The sequence below is a fragment of the Streptomyces sp. NBC_00287 genome (genome assembly GCF_036173105.1).
Classification (GTDB): Bacteria; Actinomycetota; Actinomycetes; order Streptomycetales; family Streptomycetaceae; genus Streptomyces.
This window is the reverse complement of record NZ_CP108053.1, coordinates 4,347,315-4,361,014: the sequence shown is the minus strand read 5'-3', so window position 1 is coordinate 4,361,014 and position 13,700 is coordinate 4,347,315. Positions and strand designations below refer to the sequence as shown.

Here is a 13,700-nt window from a genome sequence, read left to right as displayed (position 1 = left end):
ATGCCCCACGCGTCCCTCTGATCATGTGGAGCATCCAGGCTCCCTTCACGACCATTTGGGGAACGCATGCGTATTCGCGCCACTGTGGCCGCCGTCTCCGGCGCCCTGGCCCTGTCCGCCTTCGCCGTGCCGGCCGCGCAGGCCGACGACTCCGCCTCCGCCTACCGCGCCGACGTCGCGAAGGTCCGCGCCGCCGTCGCCAAGAGCGCGTTCGGCACCCGCGCGGACGCCCCGTACGACATGGACGTCACCTTCTCCAACTTCAAGATCGCCAAGACGGTCAAGGTCGGTACGACCGCCCAGGTCTCGACGACGGTCACCTACACGATGACCCACGCCGCCGACATCGACATCAAGGCCGAGGACTTCGCGACCGGCCCGTACATCTACAAGGGCGCCTTCGCGAGCCCGGACAACATGCTGTTCGGCAACAAGGCGGCCACCTGCGCCTCGACCTCGGACACCACCGCCACCTGCACCGGCAAGATCGACATCTACCCGGCCGACGCCGAGCTGGCGAACTCCGACGCCGGTACCTGGAAGGGCGCGGCTCTCGCGCTCGCCCAGAACGGTCAGGACCCGGAGGGCGAGAACTACGACATCACCAAGGTCGGTTACGCCGACCAGGGCGACCTCGGCAGCACGCTGGTCCAGCGCGCCGCCAAGTTGACGGTCGACGCCGCGCCGGAGCCGGTGAAGAAGGGCAAGCCCATCACGGTCACCGGCAAGCTGACCCGCGCCAACTGGGAGACCGAGAAGTACGTGGGTCTCCCGGCGGGCCAGAAGGTGGTGCTCCAGTTCCGCAAGGCGGGCACGACCGCCTACAGCAACGTCAAGGGCATCCAGACCGCCACTGGCGGCGCACTGAAGACGACGGTCACGGCCTCCGAGGACGGCTACTACCGCTTCACGTACGCGGGCATCACGAGCACGGCGCCGGTCGCGGCCAAGGGCGACTTCGTAGACGTGCAGTAGGACAACTCCCTTAGGGGCGCGGGGAACTGCGCGACCAGCCACGACGGTCCCGCAGCCGACCACGCGCCCCGTCCCGCCCAAGCCAAGCGCTACGCGGGAACGCGGCGGTCGACCCACTTCCATGTGAACTCCAGGGCGGCCGCCGCGACCACCGAGATCCCCACCGCGATCCACGGCATCGTGACCCCCACCAGCTTCAGCGCGAAGAACTCCTGAAGCCACGGCACGACCAGCACCAGCACAAACCCCAGGCCCATGGACGCGACCAGCGCCACCCGCCACCAGGTGTACGGCCGCGCGATGATCGCCAGTACCCACATCGAGATCAGGAACAGCGTGAGCGTCGCCGCACTGGTCTCCGCGTCCAACGCCCCCTCGCCCGAGTAGTAGTGACGGGCGATCAGATACGTCAGGAAGGTCGCGATCGCGGCCAGCACCCCACCCGGGATCGAGTACCGCATCACCCGCCGCACGAAGTGCGGTTGCGCCCGCTCCTTGTTCGGCGCGAGGGCGAGGAAGAAGGCCGGGACGCCGATCGTCAGGGTGGAGAGCAGAGTCAAGTGCCGTGGCAGGAACGGGTATTCCACCTGCCAGCACACCACCAGCACGGCAAGCAGCACCGAGTACACGGTCTTCACCAGGAACAGCGTGGCGACCCGCGTGATGTTCCCGATGACCCGCCGCCCCTCGGCGACGACCGAGGGAAGCGTCGCGAAGCTGTTGTTCAGCAGCACGATCTGCGCAACGGCGCGGGTGGCCTCCGACCCCGAGCCCATGGCCACGCCGATGTCGGCGTCCTTCAGGGCCAGGACGTCGTTCACGCCGTCGCCGGTCATGGCGACGTTGTGCCCGTGCGACTGGAGCGCGCCGACCATGTCCCGCTTCTGCTGCGGAGTGACGCGCCCGAACATCGTGGCCTCGTCGAGGGCCGTCGCCATGCCGTCCTTGTCGCGCGGCAACGTACGGGCGTCGACGGTCGTCCCCGTCAGCCCGAGCTTGTTGGCGACCGCGCCCACGGAGACCGCGTTGTCGCCGGAGATGACCTTGGCTCTGACGTTCTGCTCGGCGAAGTAGCGCAGCGTGTCCGCGGCGTCGGGCCGCAGCCGCTGCTCCAGCACCACCAGGGCGGTCGGCTTGGCGCCCGCGGCCACGTCGGGGTCGTCGAGCTCGCGTCCGGTGCGGGCGAGGAGGAGGACACGCAGGCCCTGCTCGTTGAGCCGCCCGGTCTCCGCGAGCGCGGGGTCGTCCGGGGCGAGCAGGACATCGGGCGCCCCCAGCAGCCACGTACTGGACTCGCCGCCCCCCTCGCTGAAGGTGGCGCCGCTGTACTTGCGGGCGGAGGAGAAGGGCAGGGACTCGGTGCAGCGCCAGTCCTCGGCGTCGGGGTAGGCGTCGATGATGGCCTGGAGGGAGGCGTTGGGGCGGGGGTCGGACTCGCCGAGGGCGCCGAGGACCGTGCGGACGTAACCCTCGTCGCTGCCGTTGAGCGTTCTGAGCTCGGTGACGTCCATGCCGCCCTCGGTGAGGGTGCCGGTCTTGTCGAGGCAGACGACATCGACGCGGGCGAGGCCCTCGATAGCGGGGAGCTCCTGGACGAGGCACTGTTTTCGGCCAAGCCGGATGACACCGATGGCGAAGGCGACGGACGTGAGCAGGACCAGGCCCTCGGGGACCATCGGGACGATGCCGCCGACGGTCCGGGCAATCGAGTCGTCGAGGTCCTTGTCCTTCACGAAGAGCTGGGTGACGACCAGGCCGAGCGCGGCCGGGATCATCATCCAGGTCACGTACTTGAGGATCGTGGAGATACCGGAGCGCAGCTCGGAGTGGACCAGGGTGAAGCGGGAGGCCTCCTCGGCGAGCTGGGCGGCGTAGGCCTCGCGACCCACCCTGGTGGCCTGGAAGGCGCCGCCGCCCGCGACCACGAAGCTGCCGGAGAGGATCTGGTCCCCGGGCTGTTTGACGACCGGGTCGGCCTCGCCGGTGAGCAGTGACTCGTCGATCTCCAGGCCGTCGACCTCGACGCACACCCCGTCGACGACAGCCTTGTCACCCGGCCCGATCTCGATCAGGTCGTCCAGCACGATCTCGGCGGTGGTCACCTCGGCGGCGACCCCGTCGCGCCGCACGGTGGGCCGGGCCTCCCCGATGACGGCGAGGGAGTCCAGGGTCTTCTTCGCCCGCCACTCCTGGATGATGCCGATACCGGTGTTGGCGAGGATGACGAAGCCGAACAGGCTGTCCTGGATCGGCGCGACGAACAGCATGATCAGCCAGAGCACGCCGATGATCGCGTTGAACCGGGTGAAGACATTGGCCCGGACGATCTCGACGGTGGACCGGCTGCTGCGCACCGGTATGTCGTTGACCTGCCCCCGCGCGACCCGCTCGGCCACTTCGGCGGCGGTCAGTCCGCCCGTACCCACCGGGGCGGGCAGGGGATGGCCGGGATCGACTTCGGTGCCCGCGTCGATGTGCGTCATGCATTCGACGGTACGTGCGGATTTACGGCTTCACCCGCCGAGTGGGCGGAAGATCCGACCTGGGGAGGACGGGCAACGGGGCGAAATGGTGCCGTGGTTGTAGGCCGCGCCTACTGCTGTACGGACGCGGACCGCTTGATCGCCGCGTCCCGCTTGCGGACGTACCAGACGCCGATCAGACCCAGCCCGCCGCCGGCCAGGCAGGTCCACAGCCACCACAGGTGCCCGTGGTCGTCGAACCAGCCGTAGAAGGGGAGCTGGACCAGGAAGAGGACGAACCAGAGGATCGTGCCGCCCGTGATGGTGGCGACGACGGGGCCCTCCAGGGGCTCCGGCGCCTCGTGTGTGGGTGTCCACTTCGCCATGGGCACAGCTTACGAGGCGATCGGAAAGCGGCTCACCACGATCAGGCCCACACGCGGTCTACGCGCGGAGATAGCGATCAAACCCTCATATGTTCATACTGAAACCGTTTGTCTTTGTCCACTTCTGTTCGTAGGAAACGCCAATGCCCACCTCGGCCCCCGCCAAGGTCCCCGCCCCCGAGCAGCCCGGCGGCGCGCCCGCGTACGGCGCCCTCGACCGCTTCTTCAAGATCTCGGAGCGGGGCAGCACGCTCGCGCGTGAGGTCCGTGGTGGCTTTGCCACCTTCTTCGCGATGGCCTACATCATCGTGCTGAACCCGATCATCCTCGGCAGCGCGAAGGACATGTACGGCAACCAGCTCGACAACGGTCAGCTGGTCACCGCCACCGCCCTGACGGCCGCCTTCACCACGCTCCTCATGGGCGTCATCGGCAATGTGCCGATCGCGCTCGCCGCGGGTCTTGGTGTGAACTCGGTTGTCGCCCTCCAGCTCGCGCCCCGGATGTCCTGGCCGGACGCCATGGGCATGGTCGTCCTGGCCGGCTTCGTCGTGATGCTGCTGGTCGCCACGGGGCTGCGGGAGCGCGTGATGAACGCCGTGCCCTTCAGCCTGCGCAAGGCGATCTCGATCGGTATCGGCCTGTTCATCATGCTGATCGGGCTCGTCGACTCCGGTTTCGTCTCCCGGATCCCGGACGCCGCCCAGACCACCGTCCCGCTCCAGCTCGGCGCCGACGGTCACCTCAACGGCTGGCCGGTGCTCGTCTTCGTCCTGGGCGCGCTGCTGACGCTCGCCCTGATCGTGCGCAAGGTCTCCGGCGCCATCCTGATCTCGATCGTCGCCATGACGGTCCTCGCGGTGATCATCAACGCGATCGCGGACATCCCCTCCTGGGGCCTGACCACGCCGAAGTGGCCCGGTAACCCGGTCGCCTCCCCCGACTTCGGTCTGGTCGGCGAGGTCAGTCTGTTCGGCGGGTTCGAGAAGGTCGGTGTGCTGACCGGCGTCCTGTTCGTCTTCACGGTCCTGCTGTCCTGCTTCTTCGACGCCATGGGCACGATCATGGGCGTCTCCGACGAGGCCAAGCTGACCGACGCCCAGGGCCAGATGCCCGGCATCAACAAGGTCCTGTTCGTCGACGGCCTCGCGGTCGCGGCAGGCGGCGCCAGCTCCTCCTCGGCCACCACCGCCTTCGTGGAGTCCACGGCCGGCGTCGGCGAGGGCGCCCGCACCGGCTTCGCGAACGTCATCACCGGCGGACTCTTCACCGCCGCGCTGTTCCTGACGCCGGTCGCCACGATGGTCCCCTCCCAGGCGGCGACCCCGGCGCTGCTCGCGGTCGGCTTCCTGATCCTGGCGAACTCTGTCAAGGAGATCGACTGGGCCGACTACACGATCGCGATCCCGGCGTTCGTGACGATGGTGATGATGCCGTTCACCTACTCGATCACCAACGGGATTGGCATGGGCTTCATCACCTTCGTGGTACTGCGGCTCGCGGCCGGGCGGGGCAAGGAGATCCCCGCCGCGATGTATGTCGTGGCCGCGGTGTTCGGCTTCTACTACCTGATGCCGGCGCTGGGCCTCACGTAAGGCCGTAGAACTTCTCTGTCTCTTCCACGGCGGTCTGGAACCGCTCGTCGAAGTCGTCCCGAATGAGCGTCCGGACCACATAGTCCTGGACGCTCATTCCCCTTTTGGCCGCATGGTGCCGGAGCCGTTCGAGCAGCTCCCCGTCCATCCGCAGGCTGAGCACGCTGGTCCCCATGCATACGAGGGTCACCTCAGGTGGCCGGGCCGCGCGTCACTTTCCGGATTCAGCTCACTCATACGGGTGACGAGGTGGTTCAGTGGCCAGGGTCACGGGCATTTGTGCGTGTCAGGGTGGTCTTTAGTCAGGGTAATGAGTTAACCTAAAGAACATGTCGGACCTTACCCATGGCGACGACGCTGCCGCCGTGAACTCTTTGCGATCCGCTGTCATGCGGCTGTCCCGCCGACTCAAGCACCAGCGGGTCGACGAGTCGCTGAGCCCGACCGAGATGTCGGTGCTCGGCACCCTCTCCAACTGCGGCCAGGCCACCCCGGGCGAGCTCGCCCGCAAGGAGCATGTCCAGCCGCCGTCGATGACCCGCATCGTCGCGTTGCTGGAGGCCAAGGGGCTGGTCCGGCTTGAGCCGCACCCCGAGGACCGGCGCCAGAAGGTCGTCACGAAGACGGAACAGGCCGAGGCGATGCTCGCCGAGAGCCGCGCCAAGCGCAACGCCTTCCTGGCCACCCTGGTCGACGGCCTCGACGAGGACGAGTGGGCGAAACTCCGCGCCGCCGCCCCCGTGCTGGAGAAGCTGGCGCATCTGTAAGCCTGAAGGAGGCGAACCCTTTTGAGTACGGGATCCGGAGCAGCTTCCGCCCCCGCACCGACCACCCCTACCAAGTCTGCCCAGTCTTCCAAGTCTTCGATGTTCAGCTCGCTGGGCGTCCGGAACTACCGCCTGTTCTTCATCGGACAGGTCGTCTCCAACACCGGCACCTGGATGCAGCGCATCGCCCAGGACTGGCTGGTCCTCAGCCTCACCGGCTCCGCGACCGCCGTCGGTATAACGACGGCTCTGCAGTTCCTGCCGATGCTGCTCTTCGGCCTCTACGGCGGTGTCCTCGTCGACCGGCTGCCCAAGCGGCCCACGCTGCTCGTGACCCAGACGTCGATGGCCGTGACCGGCCTCGCCCTCGCCTTTTTGACGCTGAGCGGACATGTCGAGGTCTGGCACGTCTACGTCGCCGCCTTCGCCGTAGGCCTCGCGACGGTCGTCGACAACCCGGCCCGGCAGACCTTCGTCACCGAGATGGTCGGCCCCGACCAGCTCCAGAACGCGGTCAGCCTCAACTCGGCGAACTTCCAGTCCGCGCGGCTCGTCGGCCCTGCGGTGGCCGGCCTGATGATCACCGGCGTGGGCACGGGATGGGCCTTCCTCTTCAACGGCCTCTCCTTCGTCGCGCCCATCGCCGGGCTGCTGCTGATGCGCGCCCGCGACCTGCACTCCGTCGAGCGCGCCCCGCGCGGCAAGGGCCAGATGAGAGAGGGCCTGCGGTACGTCGCCGGGCGCCCGGAGCTGATCTGGACGATCGTCCTGGTCGGCTTCGTCAGCACCTTCGGCTTCAACTTCCCCGTCTACCTCTCCGCCTTCGCCGACGACGTCTTCCACGCGGGCGCCGGCTCCTACAGCCTGTTCAACACCCTGATGGCGGTGGGCTCCCTGTCGGGCGCCCTGCTCGCCGCCCGCCGCGGCACCGCCCGACTGAGGGTGCTGGTCGCGGGCGCGGTGGCCTTCGGCACGCTGGAGATCGCGGCCGCGCTCGCCCCCTCGCTGTGGCTGTTCGCCCTGCTCATGGTCCCGATCGGGATGTTCGGCATGACGGTCAACGTCACCGCCAACAGCAGCGTCCAACTGAGCACCGACCCGGCCATGCGCGGCCGGGTGATGTCCCTGTACATGATGGTGTTCATGGGCGGCGCGCCCCTGGGAGCCCCGATCGCCGGCTGGATCACCGACGCCTACGGAGTCCGAGCGGGCCTGGCCGCCGGCGGCGCCATCGCCGCACTCGCGGCGATCGTGATCGGCCTGGTCCTGGCCCGAGTCGGCAATCTACGGCTGACGGTGGGCTGGAACGGCGGACATCCGGCGGTCCGCTTCGTCCCCAGAGAGCGGGAACAGCTCGCACCGGCGGCGTGAGCCGTACGGCTACACGCGCATGGCCAGCACCTGTCCCGGCCAGTCGTTGTTCTCCCCGGTGGTGTACGTGTCCGTCGGGGAGAAGCCGTGGCGCTCGTAGTAGGCGACGAGTTTGCCGTCGCCGCCGACGTAGCAGTCCACCCGCAGCAGGCCTATGCCCGCCCGCCGGGTCACCTCGGCGGCGTGTGCGAGCAGGGCGCTGCCGACGCCGTGCCCCTGGAAACGGCGGTCGGAGGTGAGCCAGTGGATGTACCGCTCCGGCTCTCCGGGCGGCGGAAGATGGGACAGATAGGCGCCGGGCGCATCGGTGAGGGTGAGCGCGCCGGCCGGCACCCCGTCGGCTTCTGCGATGAACGCGGCGCCCTCGGCCATGTACCGGGCGACCGACTCCGCGACCTTCGGATTCTCCGACAGGGGCTTGCTCCCCCATTGCCCGCTGCGCCCCTGTGACACCAGCCACTCGACACCGCTGTCGAGCATGCCGAGTATCGCGGGGATGTCGTCGGGCCCACCGTCCCTGATGATGATCTCCATGCCCCCATGGTGGCAGGCTGGGGCCATGAGACTCTTCGCCGCGCTGCTCCTGCCGGAGGATGTTTCCCGTGAACTGGCCGTTGAGGTCGATCAGTTGAAGAAGCTGTCGGGGGCGGACGCGCTGCGCTGGACCGGGCGCCCCGGGTGGCACTTCACGCTCGCCTTCTACGGTGAGGTCGACGACGACGTCGTACCGGATCTGTCTCTTCGACTGGAGCGGGCCGCGCACCGGAGTGAGCCCTTCCGGCTGGCCCTGCGCGGGGGTGGGCAGTTCGGGCACGGCAGGGCGCTGTGGGTGGGGGCGGACGGGGATGTGCCGAGCATGCGGCTGCTGGCCGACCGGGCGGAGGCGGCGGGCCGGAAGGCCGGGGTGGCGATGGGGGAGCACCGGCGGTACAAGGCGCATCTGACGGTGGCGCGCAGCCGGAGGGCGGTGGACACCCGGCCCTGCGTAACGGCCCTGGACGACTTCACGAGCCGCACCTGGACGGTCGGGGAGCTGGTACTGGTGCGCAGCCACCTGCCGAGGTCCGGGGTGCCGGGGGAGGAGCCGCGGTACGAGACGGTCGCCCGTTGGGCGCTCGGGGCGGGCGGTTAGGCTCGGGGTGTGGACCCGAAAACCCGGAACCGGATCATGGCCGGTGTGCTTGTGCTGATGTTCGTTGTGATCGCGTTGGCGGCGGCGGTAGGTCAGTAGGGGGCGCCCCGTGTGCGGGTGCCCCCCACTAGAGGGCTGCTACCAGGCGAAGGCCTCCGGAGACGGCCCCGGACCAGGGAAGATCTCGTCCAGGCCCGTCAGCAGCTCCTCGCTCAGCTCCAGCTCGACCGCCTTCAGCGCGGAGTCGAGCTGCTGCGCCGTACGCGGGCCGACGATGGGGCCGGTGACACCGGGCCGCGTGAGGAGCCAGGCCAGCGCCGCCTCGCCGGGCTCCACGCCGTGCTTGTCCAGCAGATCCTCGTAGGACTGGAGCCGGGCCCGGGCGGCCGGGTCCGCGAGGGTGTCCGCGGCTCGGCCCGAGGCACGCCGCCCGCCCTCCGTCTCCTTCTTGATCACGCCGCCGAGCAGGCCGCCGTGCAGCGGTGACCACGGGATGACGCCGAGCCCGTAGTCCTGCGCGGCCGGGATGACCTCCATCTCGGCGCGGCGCTCGTAGAGGTTGTACAGGCACTGCTCGGTGACCAGGCCGTAGGAGCCGCGGCGGGCGGCGACTTCGTTGGCCTGGGCGATCTTGTAGCCGGGGAAGTTGCTGGAACCGGCGTAGAGGATCTTGCCCTGCTGGACGAGGACGTCGATGGCCTGCCAGATCTCCTCGAACGGGGTGTTCCGGTCGATGTGATGGAACTGGTAGATGTCGATGTAGTCCGTGCCGAGCCGCTTCAGCGAGGCGTCGACGGCCCGGCGGATGTTGAGCGCCGACAGTTTGTCGTGGTTCGGCCAGGCCTCGCCGTCGGCGCCCATGTTGCCGTACACCTTGGTGGCGAGGACGACCTTGTCCCGGCGGTCGCCGCCCTTGGCGAACCAGCTGCCGATGATCGACTCGGTACGGCCCTTGTTCTCGGCCCAGCCGTACACGTTGGCGGTGTCGAAGAAGTTGATGCCCGCGTCCAGCGCCGCGTCCATGATCGCGTGGCTGTCGGCTTCGTCGGTCTGCGGTCCGAAGTTCATGGTGCCGAGGACGAGTCGGCTGACCTTGAGTCCCGTGCGTCCGAGTTGCGTGTACTTCATGACTGACCAGCCAACGCCGTAGAGCGGACTCGAAGCAAGCGACCTTTAACGCAGTTCGGCGAACAGGCTCCGTACGCGGGTGCCGTCCTGCGCCGTCCAGTGCCCGGAGACATGACCGAGGGCGCCCGGGGGCGGGGCGTCGGGGAGGCCGAGGCGGCGGTGGAGGCGGAGGGTGGTGCCGTCCTGGGCGGTGATCTCGGTGCCGGTCTCGTCGTCCACGGCGGGTCCGTGCGCCAAGAGGTTGCCGGGGCCGGAGTAGGAGCGGGCGATCTCGTGGTCCGGGGTGTTGTCGACGCTCTGCGCCTGCGCCTGGGCGCGCCCCTCGATCAGGGCGAACAACTCGGCGACCAGCACCGGGTCATGGCAGCCGTCATAGGCCCAGCGCTTGCCGAGCACTCCGTGCTCCATGGTCCCGACGAGGGCGTGTTCGGCACCGTCGAGAGGGGTGCCGCGATAGGTGAGGGGGACGAGGTACGTGACCCCGTCGGCATCGCCCACCACCATGAACTCGATCCCGACCTCGCCCTCGGGGTCGTCCAGCCGGAAGCCACCGGCCTTGGTCAACTCCGGTGTGCCCTCGCCGACATACCAGGGGCGGGTGGGCAGCCAGGTGGTGAGCAGTTCGAGCTTGGAGGGCTTGAGGGTGGTGTGATGAATGATCGCCATGCGGCCTGATTGTGTCAGTCGCGCGGGAACTCGTCGGTCTTCAGGACGAGGCCGACGACGGTGCCGGTGAGGTCGAGGTCCTTGCCGAAGGGGACGGTCGTCTCCACCTGGTAGTCGCCGTCCTTGGGGTCGGTGTAGATGTGGCAGCGGCCCTGATAGGGGTCGGCGACCAGGTAGACAGCGACCTCGGCGGTGGCGTAGGCGGTCTTCTTGGGGCCGTAGTCGTTCTGGCCGGTGTCCTTGGAGATCACCTCGGCCACGAACTCGACGTCCTGATAGCGCCAGCGCCCTTTGCCGTCTTTCACCGAGCGGTCGGCCACAGCCGCTACGTCGGAGGCGAAGCCGTTCAGGTGCCCGGGGAAATCGATCCGCACGTCTGATGCCAGCCGCTTGCGGGGGTATGTGGCGCGCAGCTGCTCCAGAATGTCGAAGATGATCTGGAAGTGGGTGTGCCGCTGCGGTGACATGAAGATGTTTCCCCCGACGATCTCGACCTTTGTTCCCTCGGGGATGGGCATCTTCTCAAGCCACTCGAACATGACGTCCAGAGTGAGCTCGCCGCTGACTTCGGCCATCTCGATCCTGTCTTCTGCGACGATCATCGTGGCGCTCCTCCCCGGCTGCCCCACGGACAGATGCAGCCGCGCAGTACAACGATACGCACGGTGACCAGGTCACGTAAGGAACTCAGTCCCCGTACCGCTCCCCCAGACCCCACGCCTGCCACATCGCCTCCGCGAACGCCGCCGCGATCTTGTGCTCGCCGCTCGCGTTCGGGTGGGTCCCGTCATAGGTGTCGAAGTTGATGTCGTACGACTCCGGCGGCGACGTCAGCAGCAGCGAGGACCGGGGCTCGTCCAGGTCGGCCACTGCTTTCGCCAGGAGTTCGTTGAAGAGGGTCACCTGGGCGCCGAAGGCGGGCTCGGACTCTGCTCGGATGTTCGGGATCACCGGGAGGATCGCCATCCGCACCTTCGGCCGGGCCGCCCGTGCCTCCGTCACAAAGCGGCGTACGTTCTCCGCCGTCTGCTCCGCGTTCGTGTAGAAGCCCAGGTCTATCAGGCCCAGGGAGACCAGGAGCACGTCCGCACGGGACGATCGCACCGCCTCGCCGATCAGCGGGGCCATGTGCAGCCAGCCCTCGCCCCAGCCGGCCAGGTGGGCCCGGGGGAAGTCGGGGTCGGCGTACTCGTACGAGGTGGGGGTGTCCGTCGCCTTGTCGTACAGCTCCTCGCGCGGGCCGACCAAGGTGAAGGGGCCGCCGTACGTATCGCGCAGGTGCTGCCACAGTCGGTAGCGCCAGGTGTGTTCGCCCGCGCTTCCGATTGTCTGGGAATCACCGACGGGCATGAACCTGAGCATCCGCTCATGATGGACGATCGGCGGGGCGGGTGGGGTGTGAGGCCGGACACGCCCCGCCGAACGACAGGGCGGGATGGCAGGCTTGACGGCATGCGCCGACCCTTCGCCGTCCTCGCCGCCGCCCTGTTCGTGGGCGCGCTCGCCGTGCCCGCCTCCGCCGCCGACGGCGACGACGGCTTCACCATCAAGGACCCGCGCATCACCGAGTCCAGCGGTCTCGCCGCCTCGCGTCAGCACCCCGGCATCTACTGGACCCACAACGACAGCGACGACGGCGCCTACCTCTACGCCGTCGACAGCGCCACCGGCGAGACCGTCGCCACGATCACCATGACCGGCGTCGGCGCCCCCCGAGACGTCGAGGCGATCTCCGTCGGCCCTGGCAACCAGCTCTACGTCGGCGACATCGGCGACAACCTCGGCGGCACCTGGCCGCACGTCTGGATCTACCAGCTCCCCGAGCCCAAGGAGCTGCGGGACCTGACGATCAAGGCCACGCAGTACGTGGTGAAGTATCAGGACGGGGCGCGGGACGCCGAGTCGCTCGTCGTGCATCCGAAGACCGGGCGCGTCTACATCGTGGACAAGAAGGACGGGAACGGGCACCTCTACGAGGGTCCGACCGAGCTCTCCGCCTCCGGCACGAACGTCTTCAAGCCCATCGCCACCATCGAGAACCTCCAGGCCACCGACGCCACCCTCTCGCCCGACGGCAAGAAGCTCGTCGTCCGCAGCTACTTCGGCGCCGCCGCCTACGACTGGAACGGCGGCGACCTCAAGAGGACCGGCCGTCTGAGCGTGCCGTTCCTGGGCCAGGGCGAGTCCGTCACCTACACCGCGGACGGCTCGAAGCTCATGTACGGCGCCGAAGGGGCGGAGAGTTCGGTCGAGCCGGAGGACGCGCCCGGGGGCGACTCCGGTGGCGGTGGCGGTGGGGACTCCAAGTCGCCGTCCGCCGACGGGAGTTCCGGTGACAGCGGGGGCAGCGACTACAAGATGGGCGCCTTCGCTGTGGCCGCCGTCATCGCCGTGTGGTTCGGCTTCCGGCGGCTGCTGCGGCGGAGGTAAGACCGCCGCTCACTCCTCCCGCCGCCGCGCCACGAACACCTCGAGCCCGTCCAGGATCCGCTGCAACCCGAACTCGAAGTGGTCGAAGTCGGGCCCCCAGGTGTCCTCCGCGAGGGAGGAGAGCAGGGGGTAGCGGCCGGACACCATGACCTTCTCCAGCATCGGCGTCTGCGCCTGCCAGAACTCCGCGTCGGTCAGTCCTGTCCGCCGCTCCGCCTCTTGGTGGTACAGCTGGGTGCGCGCGGCGCCGACGACGTAGCCGTCGATCGCGACGATCGCGGAGACCAGTTCGGGGTCGCTCAGGCCCATCGGTTTGATCCGGGCGAGGACCTTCTCCATGCCGTCCAGGGCGCTCGGGCCGAGGATCGGGCGGGACTGGTTGACCTGGAGCAGCCAGGGGTGGCGGCGGTAGAGGTCGAGGGTTGCGCGGCCCAGCGCCTCCAGCGCCGAGCGCCAGGTGCCGTCGCCCAGGCCGGCCGGGTCGTCCGAGGGGCGCTGGACCCGGTCCAGCATCAGGTCGAGCAGCTCGCCCTTGCCGGGGACGTACCGGTACAGCGACATCGTGCCGGTGCCGAGTTCGGCGGCGACCCGGCGCATGGAGACCGCCTCCAGACCTTCGCCGTCCGCCACCCGGACGGCGGCTTCCACGATCTGATCGAGGGTCAGGGTCGGTTTGGGGCCCCGGCTGGGGCGCCGGCCGGTGTCCCAGAGCAGTTCCATGGTGCGGGCGATGTCACCGCTGCCACTGGTTTCCGTACCGCCCTTGCCGCTGGTCATGCCCCTCAGCT

General features: G+C 68.8%; 15 protein-coding genes. 6 read left to right on the top strand and 9 right to left on the bottom strand.

The genetic code is table 11. The features are described from left to right. Nucleotides 1-66 precede the first annotated feature (66 nt). Nucleotides 67-975, top strand: coding sequence for a hypothetical protein (locus tag OHT76_RS19710; protein ID WP_328872170.1), 909 nt, complete (start codon nucleotides 67-69; stop codon nucleotides 973-975). An 89-nt stretch (nucleotides 976-1,064) separates the two neighbouring features. On the opposite strand, the gene OHT76_RS19705 is transcribed toward OHT76_RS19710, so the two are convergent. Both OHT76_RS19705 and OHT76_RS19700 read right to left on the bottom strand, forming a co-directional pair. Continuing rightward, entirely contained in the window at nucleotides 1,065-3,458 is a 2,394-nt protein-coding gene (locus OHT76_RS19705) for a cation-translocating P-type ATPase (RefSeq protein WP_328872169.1), read from the bottom strand. 110 nt (nucleotides 3,459-3,568) lie between these two features. Continuing rightward, nucleotides 3,569-3,823 carry a DUF2530 domain-containing protein gene (locus OHT76_RS19700; protein ID WP_328872168.1) on the bottom strand — a complete coding sequence of 85 codons (255 nt, stop codon included), beginning with the start codon at nucleotides 3,821-3,823 and terminating at the stop codon, nucleotides 3,569-3,571. Between the two features lie 143 nt (nucleotides 3,824-3,966). Here OHT76_RS19700 and OHT76_RS19695 point away from each other — a divergent pair, with 143 nt between their 5' ends. After that, nucleotides 3,967-5,418 (top strand): NCS2 family permease, encoded by a 1,452-nt coding sequence (locus tag OHT76_RS19695; RefSeq protein WP_328872167.1) that lies wholly within the window; start codon nucleotides 3,967-3,969, stop codon nucleotides 5,416-5,418. Here OHT76_RS19695 and OHT76_RS19690 read toward each other — a convergent pair. Then, on the bottom strand, nucleotides 5,411-5,593 hold the full coding sequence (locus tag OHT76_RS19690; RefSeq protein WP_250071919.1) for a BrnA antitoxin family protein: 183 nt from the start codon (nucleotides 5,591-5,593) through the stop codon (nucleotides 5,411-5,413). The two genes, OHT76_RS19695 and OHT76_RS19690, sit on opposite strands and share 8 nt — an antisense overlap. Before the next feature lie 154 nt (nucleotides 5,594-5,747). Between OHT76_RS19690 and OHT76_RS19685 the strand changes: the two genes are divergently transcribed. Beyond that, nucleotides 5,748-6,185, top strand: coding sequence for a MarR family winged helix-turn-helix transcriptional regulator (locus OHT76_RS19685; protein ID WP_328872166.1), 438 nt, complete (start codon nucleotides 5,748-5,750; stop codon nucleotides 6,183-6,185). Nucleotides 6,186-6,206: 21 nt separating this feature from the next. After that, nucleotides 6,207-7,556 carry an MFS transporter gene (locus tag OHT76_RS19680; protein WP_328872165.1) on the top strand — a complete coding sequence of 450 codons (1,350 nt, stop codon included), beginning with the start codon at nucleotides 6,207-6,209 and terminating at the stop codon, nucleotides 7,554-7,556. A 9-nt stretch (nucleotides 7,557-7,565) separates the two neighbouring features. Here the strand turns inward: OHT76_RS19680 and OHT76_RS19675 are convergent, their stop codons facing one another. Continuing rightward, entirely contained in the window at nucleotides 7,566-8,090 is a 525-nt protein-coding gene (locus tag OHT76_RS19675) for a GNAT family N-acetyltransferase (RefSeq protein ID WP_328872164.1), read from the bottom strand. Nucleotides 8,091-8,115: 25 nt separating this feature from the next. Between OHT76_RS19675 and thpR the strand changes: the two genes are divergently transcribed. Beyond that, nucleotides 8,116-8,688 carry an RNA 2',3'-cyclic phosphodiesterase gene (gene thpR, locus OHT76_RS19670; RefSeq protein WP_328872163.1) on the top strand — a complete coding sequence of 191 codons (573 nt, stop codon included), beginning with the start codon at nucleotides 8,116-8,118 and terminating at the stop codon, nucleotides 8,686-8,688. A 138-nt stretch (nucleotides 8,689-8,826) separates the two neighbouring features. Here thpR and OHT76_RS19665 read toward each other — a convergent pair whose 3' ends face one another. The 4 genes from OHT76_RS19665 to OHT76_RS19650 all read right to left on the bottom strand — a co-directional run bounded on the left by OHT76_RS19665 (nucleotide 8,827) and on the right by OHT76_RS19650 (nucleotide 11,844). Further along, nucleotides 8,827-9,816: an aldo/keto reductase gene (locus tag OHT76_RS19665; protein ID WP_328872162.1), complete on the bottom strand. Its 990-nt coding sequence runs from the start codon at nucleotides 9,814-9,816 to the stop codon at nucleotides 8,827-8,829. A 45-nt stretch (nucleotides 9,817-9,861) separates the two neighbouring features. Continuing rightward, nucleotides 9,862-10,482: a maltokinase N-terminal cap-like domain-containing protein gene (locus OHT76_RS19660; protein ID WP_328872161.1), complete on the bottom strand. Its 621-nt coding sequence runs from the start codon at nucleotides 10,480-10,482 to the stop codon at nucleotides 9,862-9,864. Between the two features lie 14 nt (nucleotides 10,483-10,496). Continuing rightward, nucleotides 10,497-11,084, bottom strand: a complete 588-nt coding sequence (locus tag OHT76_RS19655; RefSeq protein ID WP_328872160.1) for a Uma2 family endonuclease — start codon at nucleotides 11,082-11,084, stop codon at nucleotides 10,497-10,499. An 85-nt stretch (nucleotides 11,085-11,169) separates the two neighbouring features. Next, a complete protein-coding gene (locus OHT76_RS19650; protein ID WP_328872159.1) occupies nucleotides 11,170-11,844 on the bottom strand; it encodes an SGNH/GDSL hydrolase family protein in 675 nt (224 codons plus the stop codon). 90 nt (nucleotides 11,845-11,934) lie between these two features. On the opposite strand from OHT76_RS19650, the gene OHT76_RS19645 reads away from it, so the two are divergent. Beyond that, the gene (locus tag OHT76_RS19645) at nucleotides 11,935-12,912 is read left to right on the top strand and encodes a WD40 repeat domain-containing protein (RefSeq protein WP_328872158.1); all 978 of its coding nucleotides are present in this window, start codon (nucleotides 11,935-11,937) and stop codon (nucleotides 12,910-12,912) included. A 9-nt stretch (nucleotides 12,913-12,921) separates the two neighbouring features. Here OHT76_RS19645 and OHT76_RS19640 read toward each other — a convergent pair whose 3' ends face one another. Further along, a complete protein-coding gene (locus tag OHT76_RS19640) occupies nucleotides 12,922-13,689 on the bottom strand; it encodes a TetR/AcrR family transcriptional regulator (RefSeq protein ID WP_328872157.1) in 768 nt (255 codons plus the stop codon). Nucleotides 13,690-13,700: the final 11 nt, after the last annotated feature.

Excerpts from the sequence above, each read along its gene's own strand:
- OHT76_RS19710 (WP_328872170.1), top strand. The coding sequence starts at position 67 with ATGCGTATTCGCGCCACTGTGGCCGCCGTCTCCGGCGCCCTGGCCCTG.
- OHT76_RS19705 (WP_328872169.1), bottom strand. The coding sequence starts at position 3,458 with ATGACGCACATCGACGCGGGCACCGAAGTCGATCCCGGCCATCCCCTG.
- OHT76_RS19700 (WP_328872168.1), bottom strand. The coding sequence starts at position 3,823 with ATGGCGAAGTGGACACCCACACACGAGGCGCCGGAGCCCCTGGAGGGC.
- OHT76_RS19695 (WP_328872167.1), top strand. The coding sequence starts at position 3,967 with ATGCCCACCTCGGCCCCCGCCAAGGTCCCCGCCCCCGAGCAGCCCGGC.
- OHT76_RS19690 (WP_250071919.1), bottom strand. The coding sequence starts at position 5,593 with ATGGGGACCAGCGTGCTCAGCCTGCGGATGGACGGGGAGCTGCTCGAA.
- OHT76_RS19685 (WP_328872166.1), top strand. The coding sequence starts at position 5,748 with ATGTCGGACCTTACCCATGGCGACGACGCTGCCGCCGTGAACTCTTTG.
- OHT76_RS19675 (WP_328872164.1), bottom strand. The coding sequence starts at position 8,090 with ATGGAGATCATCATCAGGGACGGTGGGCCCGACGACATCCCCGCGATA.
- thpR (WP_328872163.1), top strand. The coding sequence starts at position 8,116 with ATGAGACTCTTCGCCGCGCTGCTCCTGCCGGAGGATGTTTCCCGTGAA.
- OHT76_RS19665 (WP_328872162.1), bottom strand. The coding sequence starts at position 9,816 with ATGAAGTACACGCAACTCGGACGCACGGGACTCAAGGTCAGCCGACTC.
- OHT76_RS19660 (WP_328872161.1), bottom strand. The coding sequence starts at position 10,482 with ATGGCGATCATTCATCACACCACCCTCAAGCCCTCCAAGCTCGAACTG.
- OHT76_RS19655 (WP_328872160.1), bottom strand. The coding sequence starts at position 11,084 with ATGATCGTCGCAGAAGACAGGATCGAGATGGCCGAAGTCAGCGGCGAG.
- OHT76_RS19650 (WP_328872159.1), bottom strand. The coding sequence starts at position 11,844 with ATGCTCAGGTTCATGCCCGTCGGTGATTCCCAGACAATCGGAAGCGCG.
- OHT76_RS19645 (WP_328872158.1), top strand. The coding sequence starts at position 11,935 with ATGCGCCGACCCTTCGCCGTCCTCGCCGCCGCCCTGTTCGTGGGCGCG.
- OHT76_RS19640 (WP_328872157.1), bottom strand. The coding sequence starts at position 13,689 with ATGACCAGCGGCAAGGGCGGTACGGAAACCAGTGGCAGCGGTGACATC.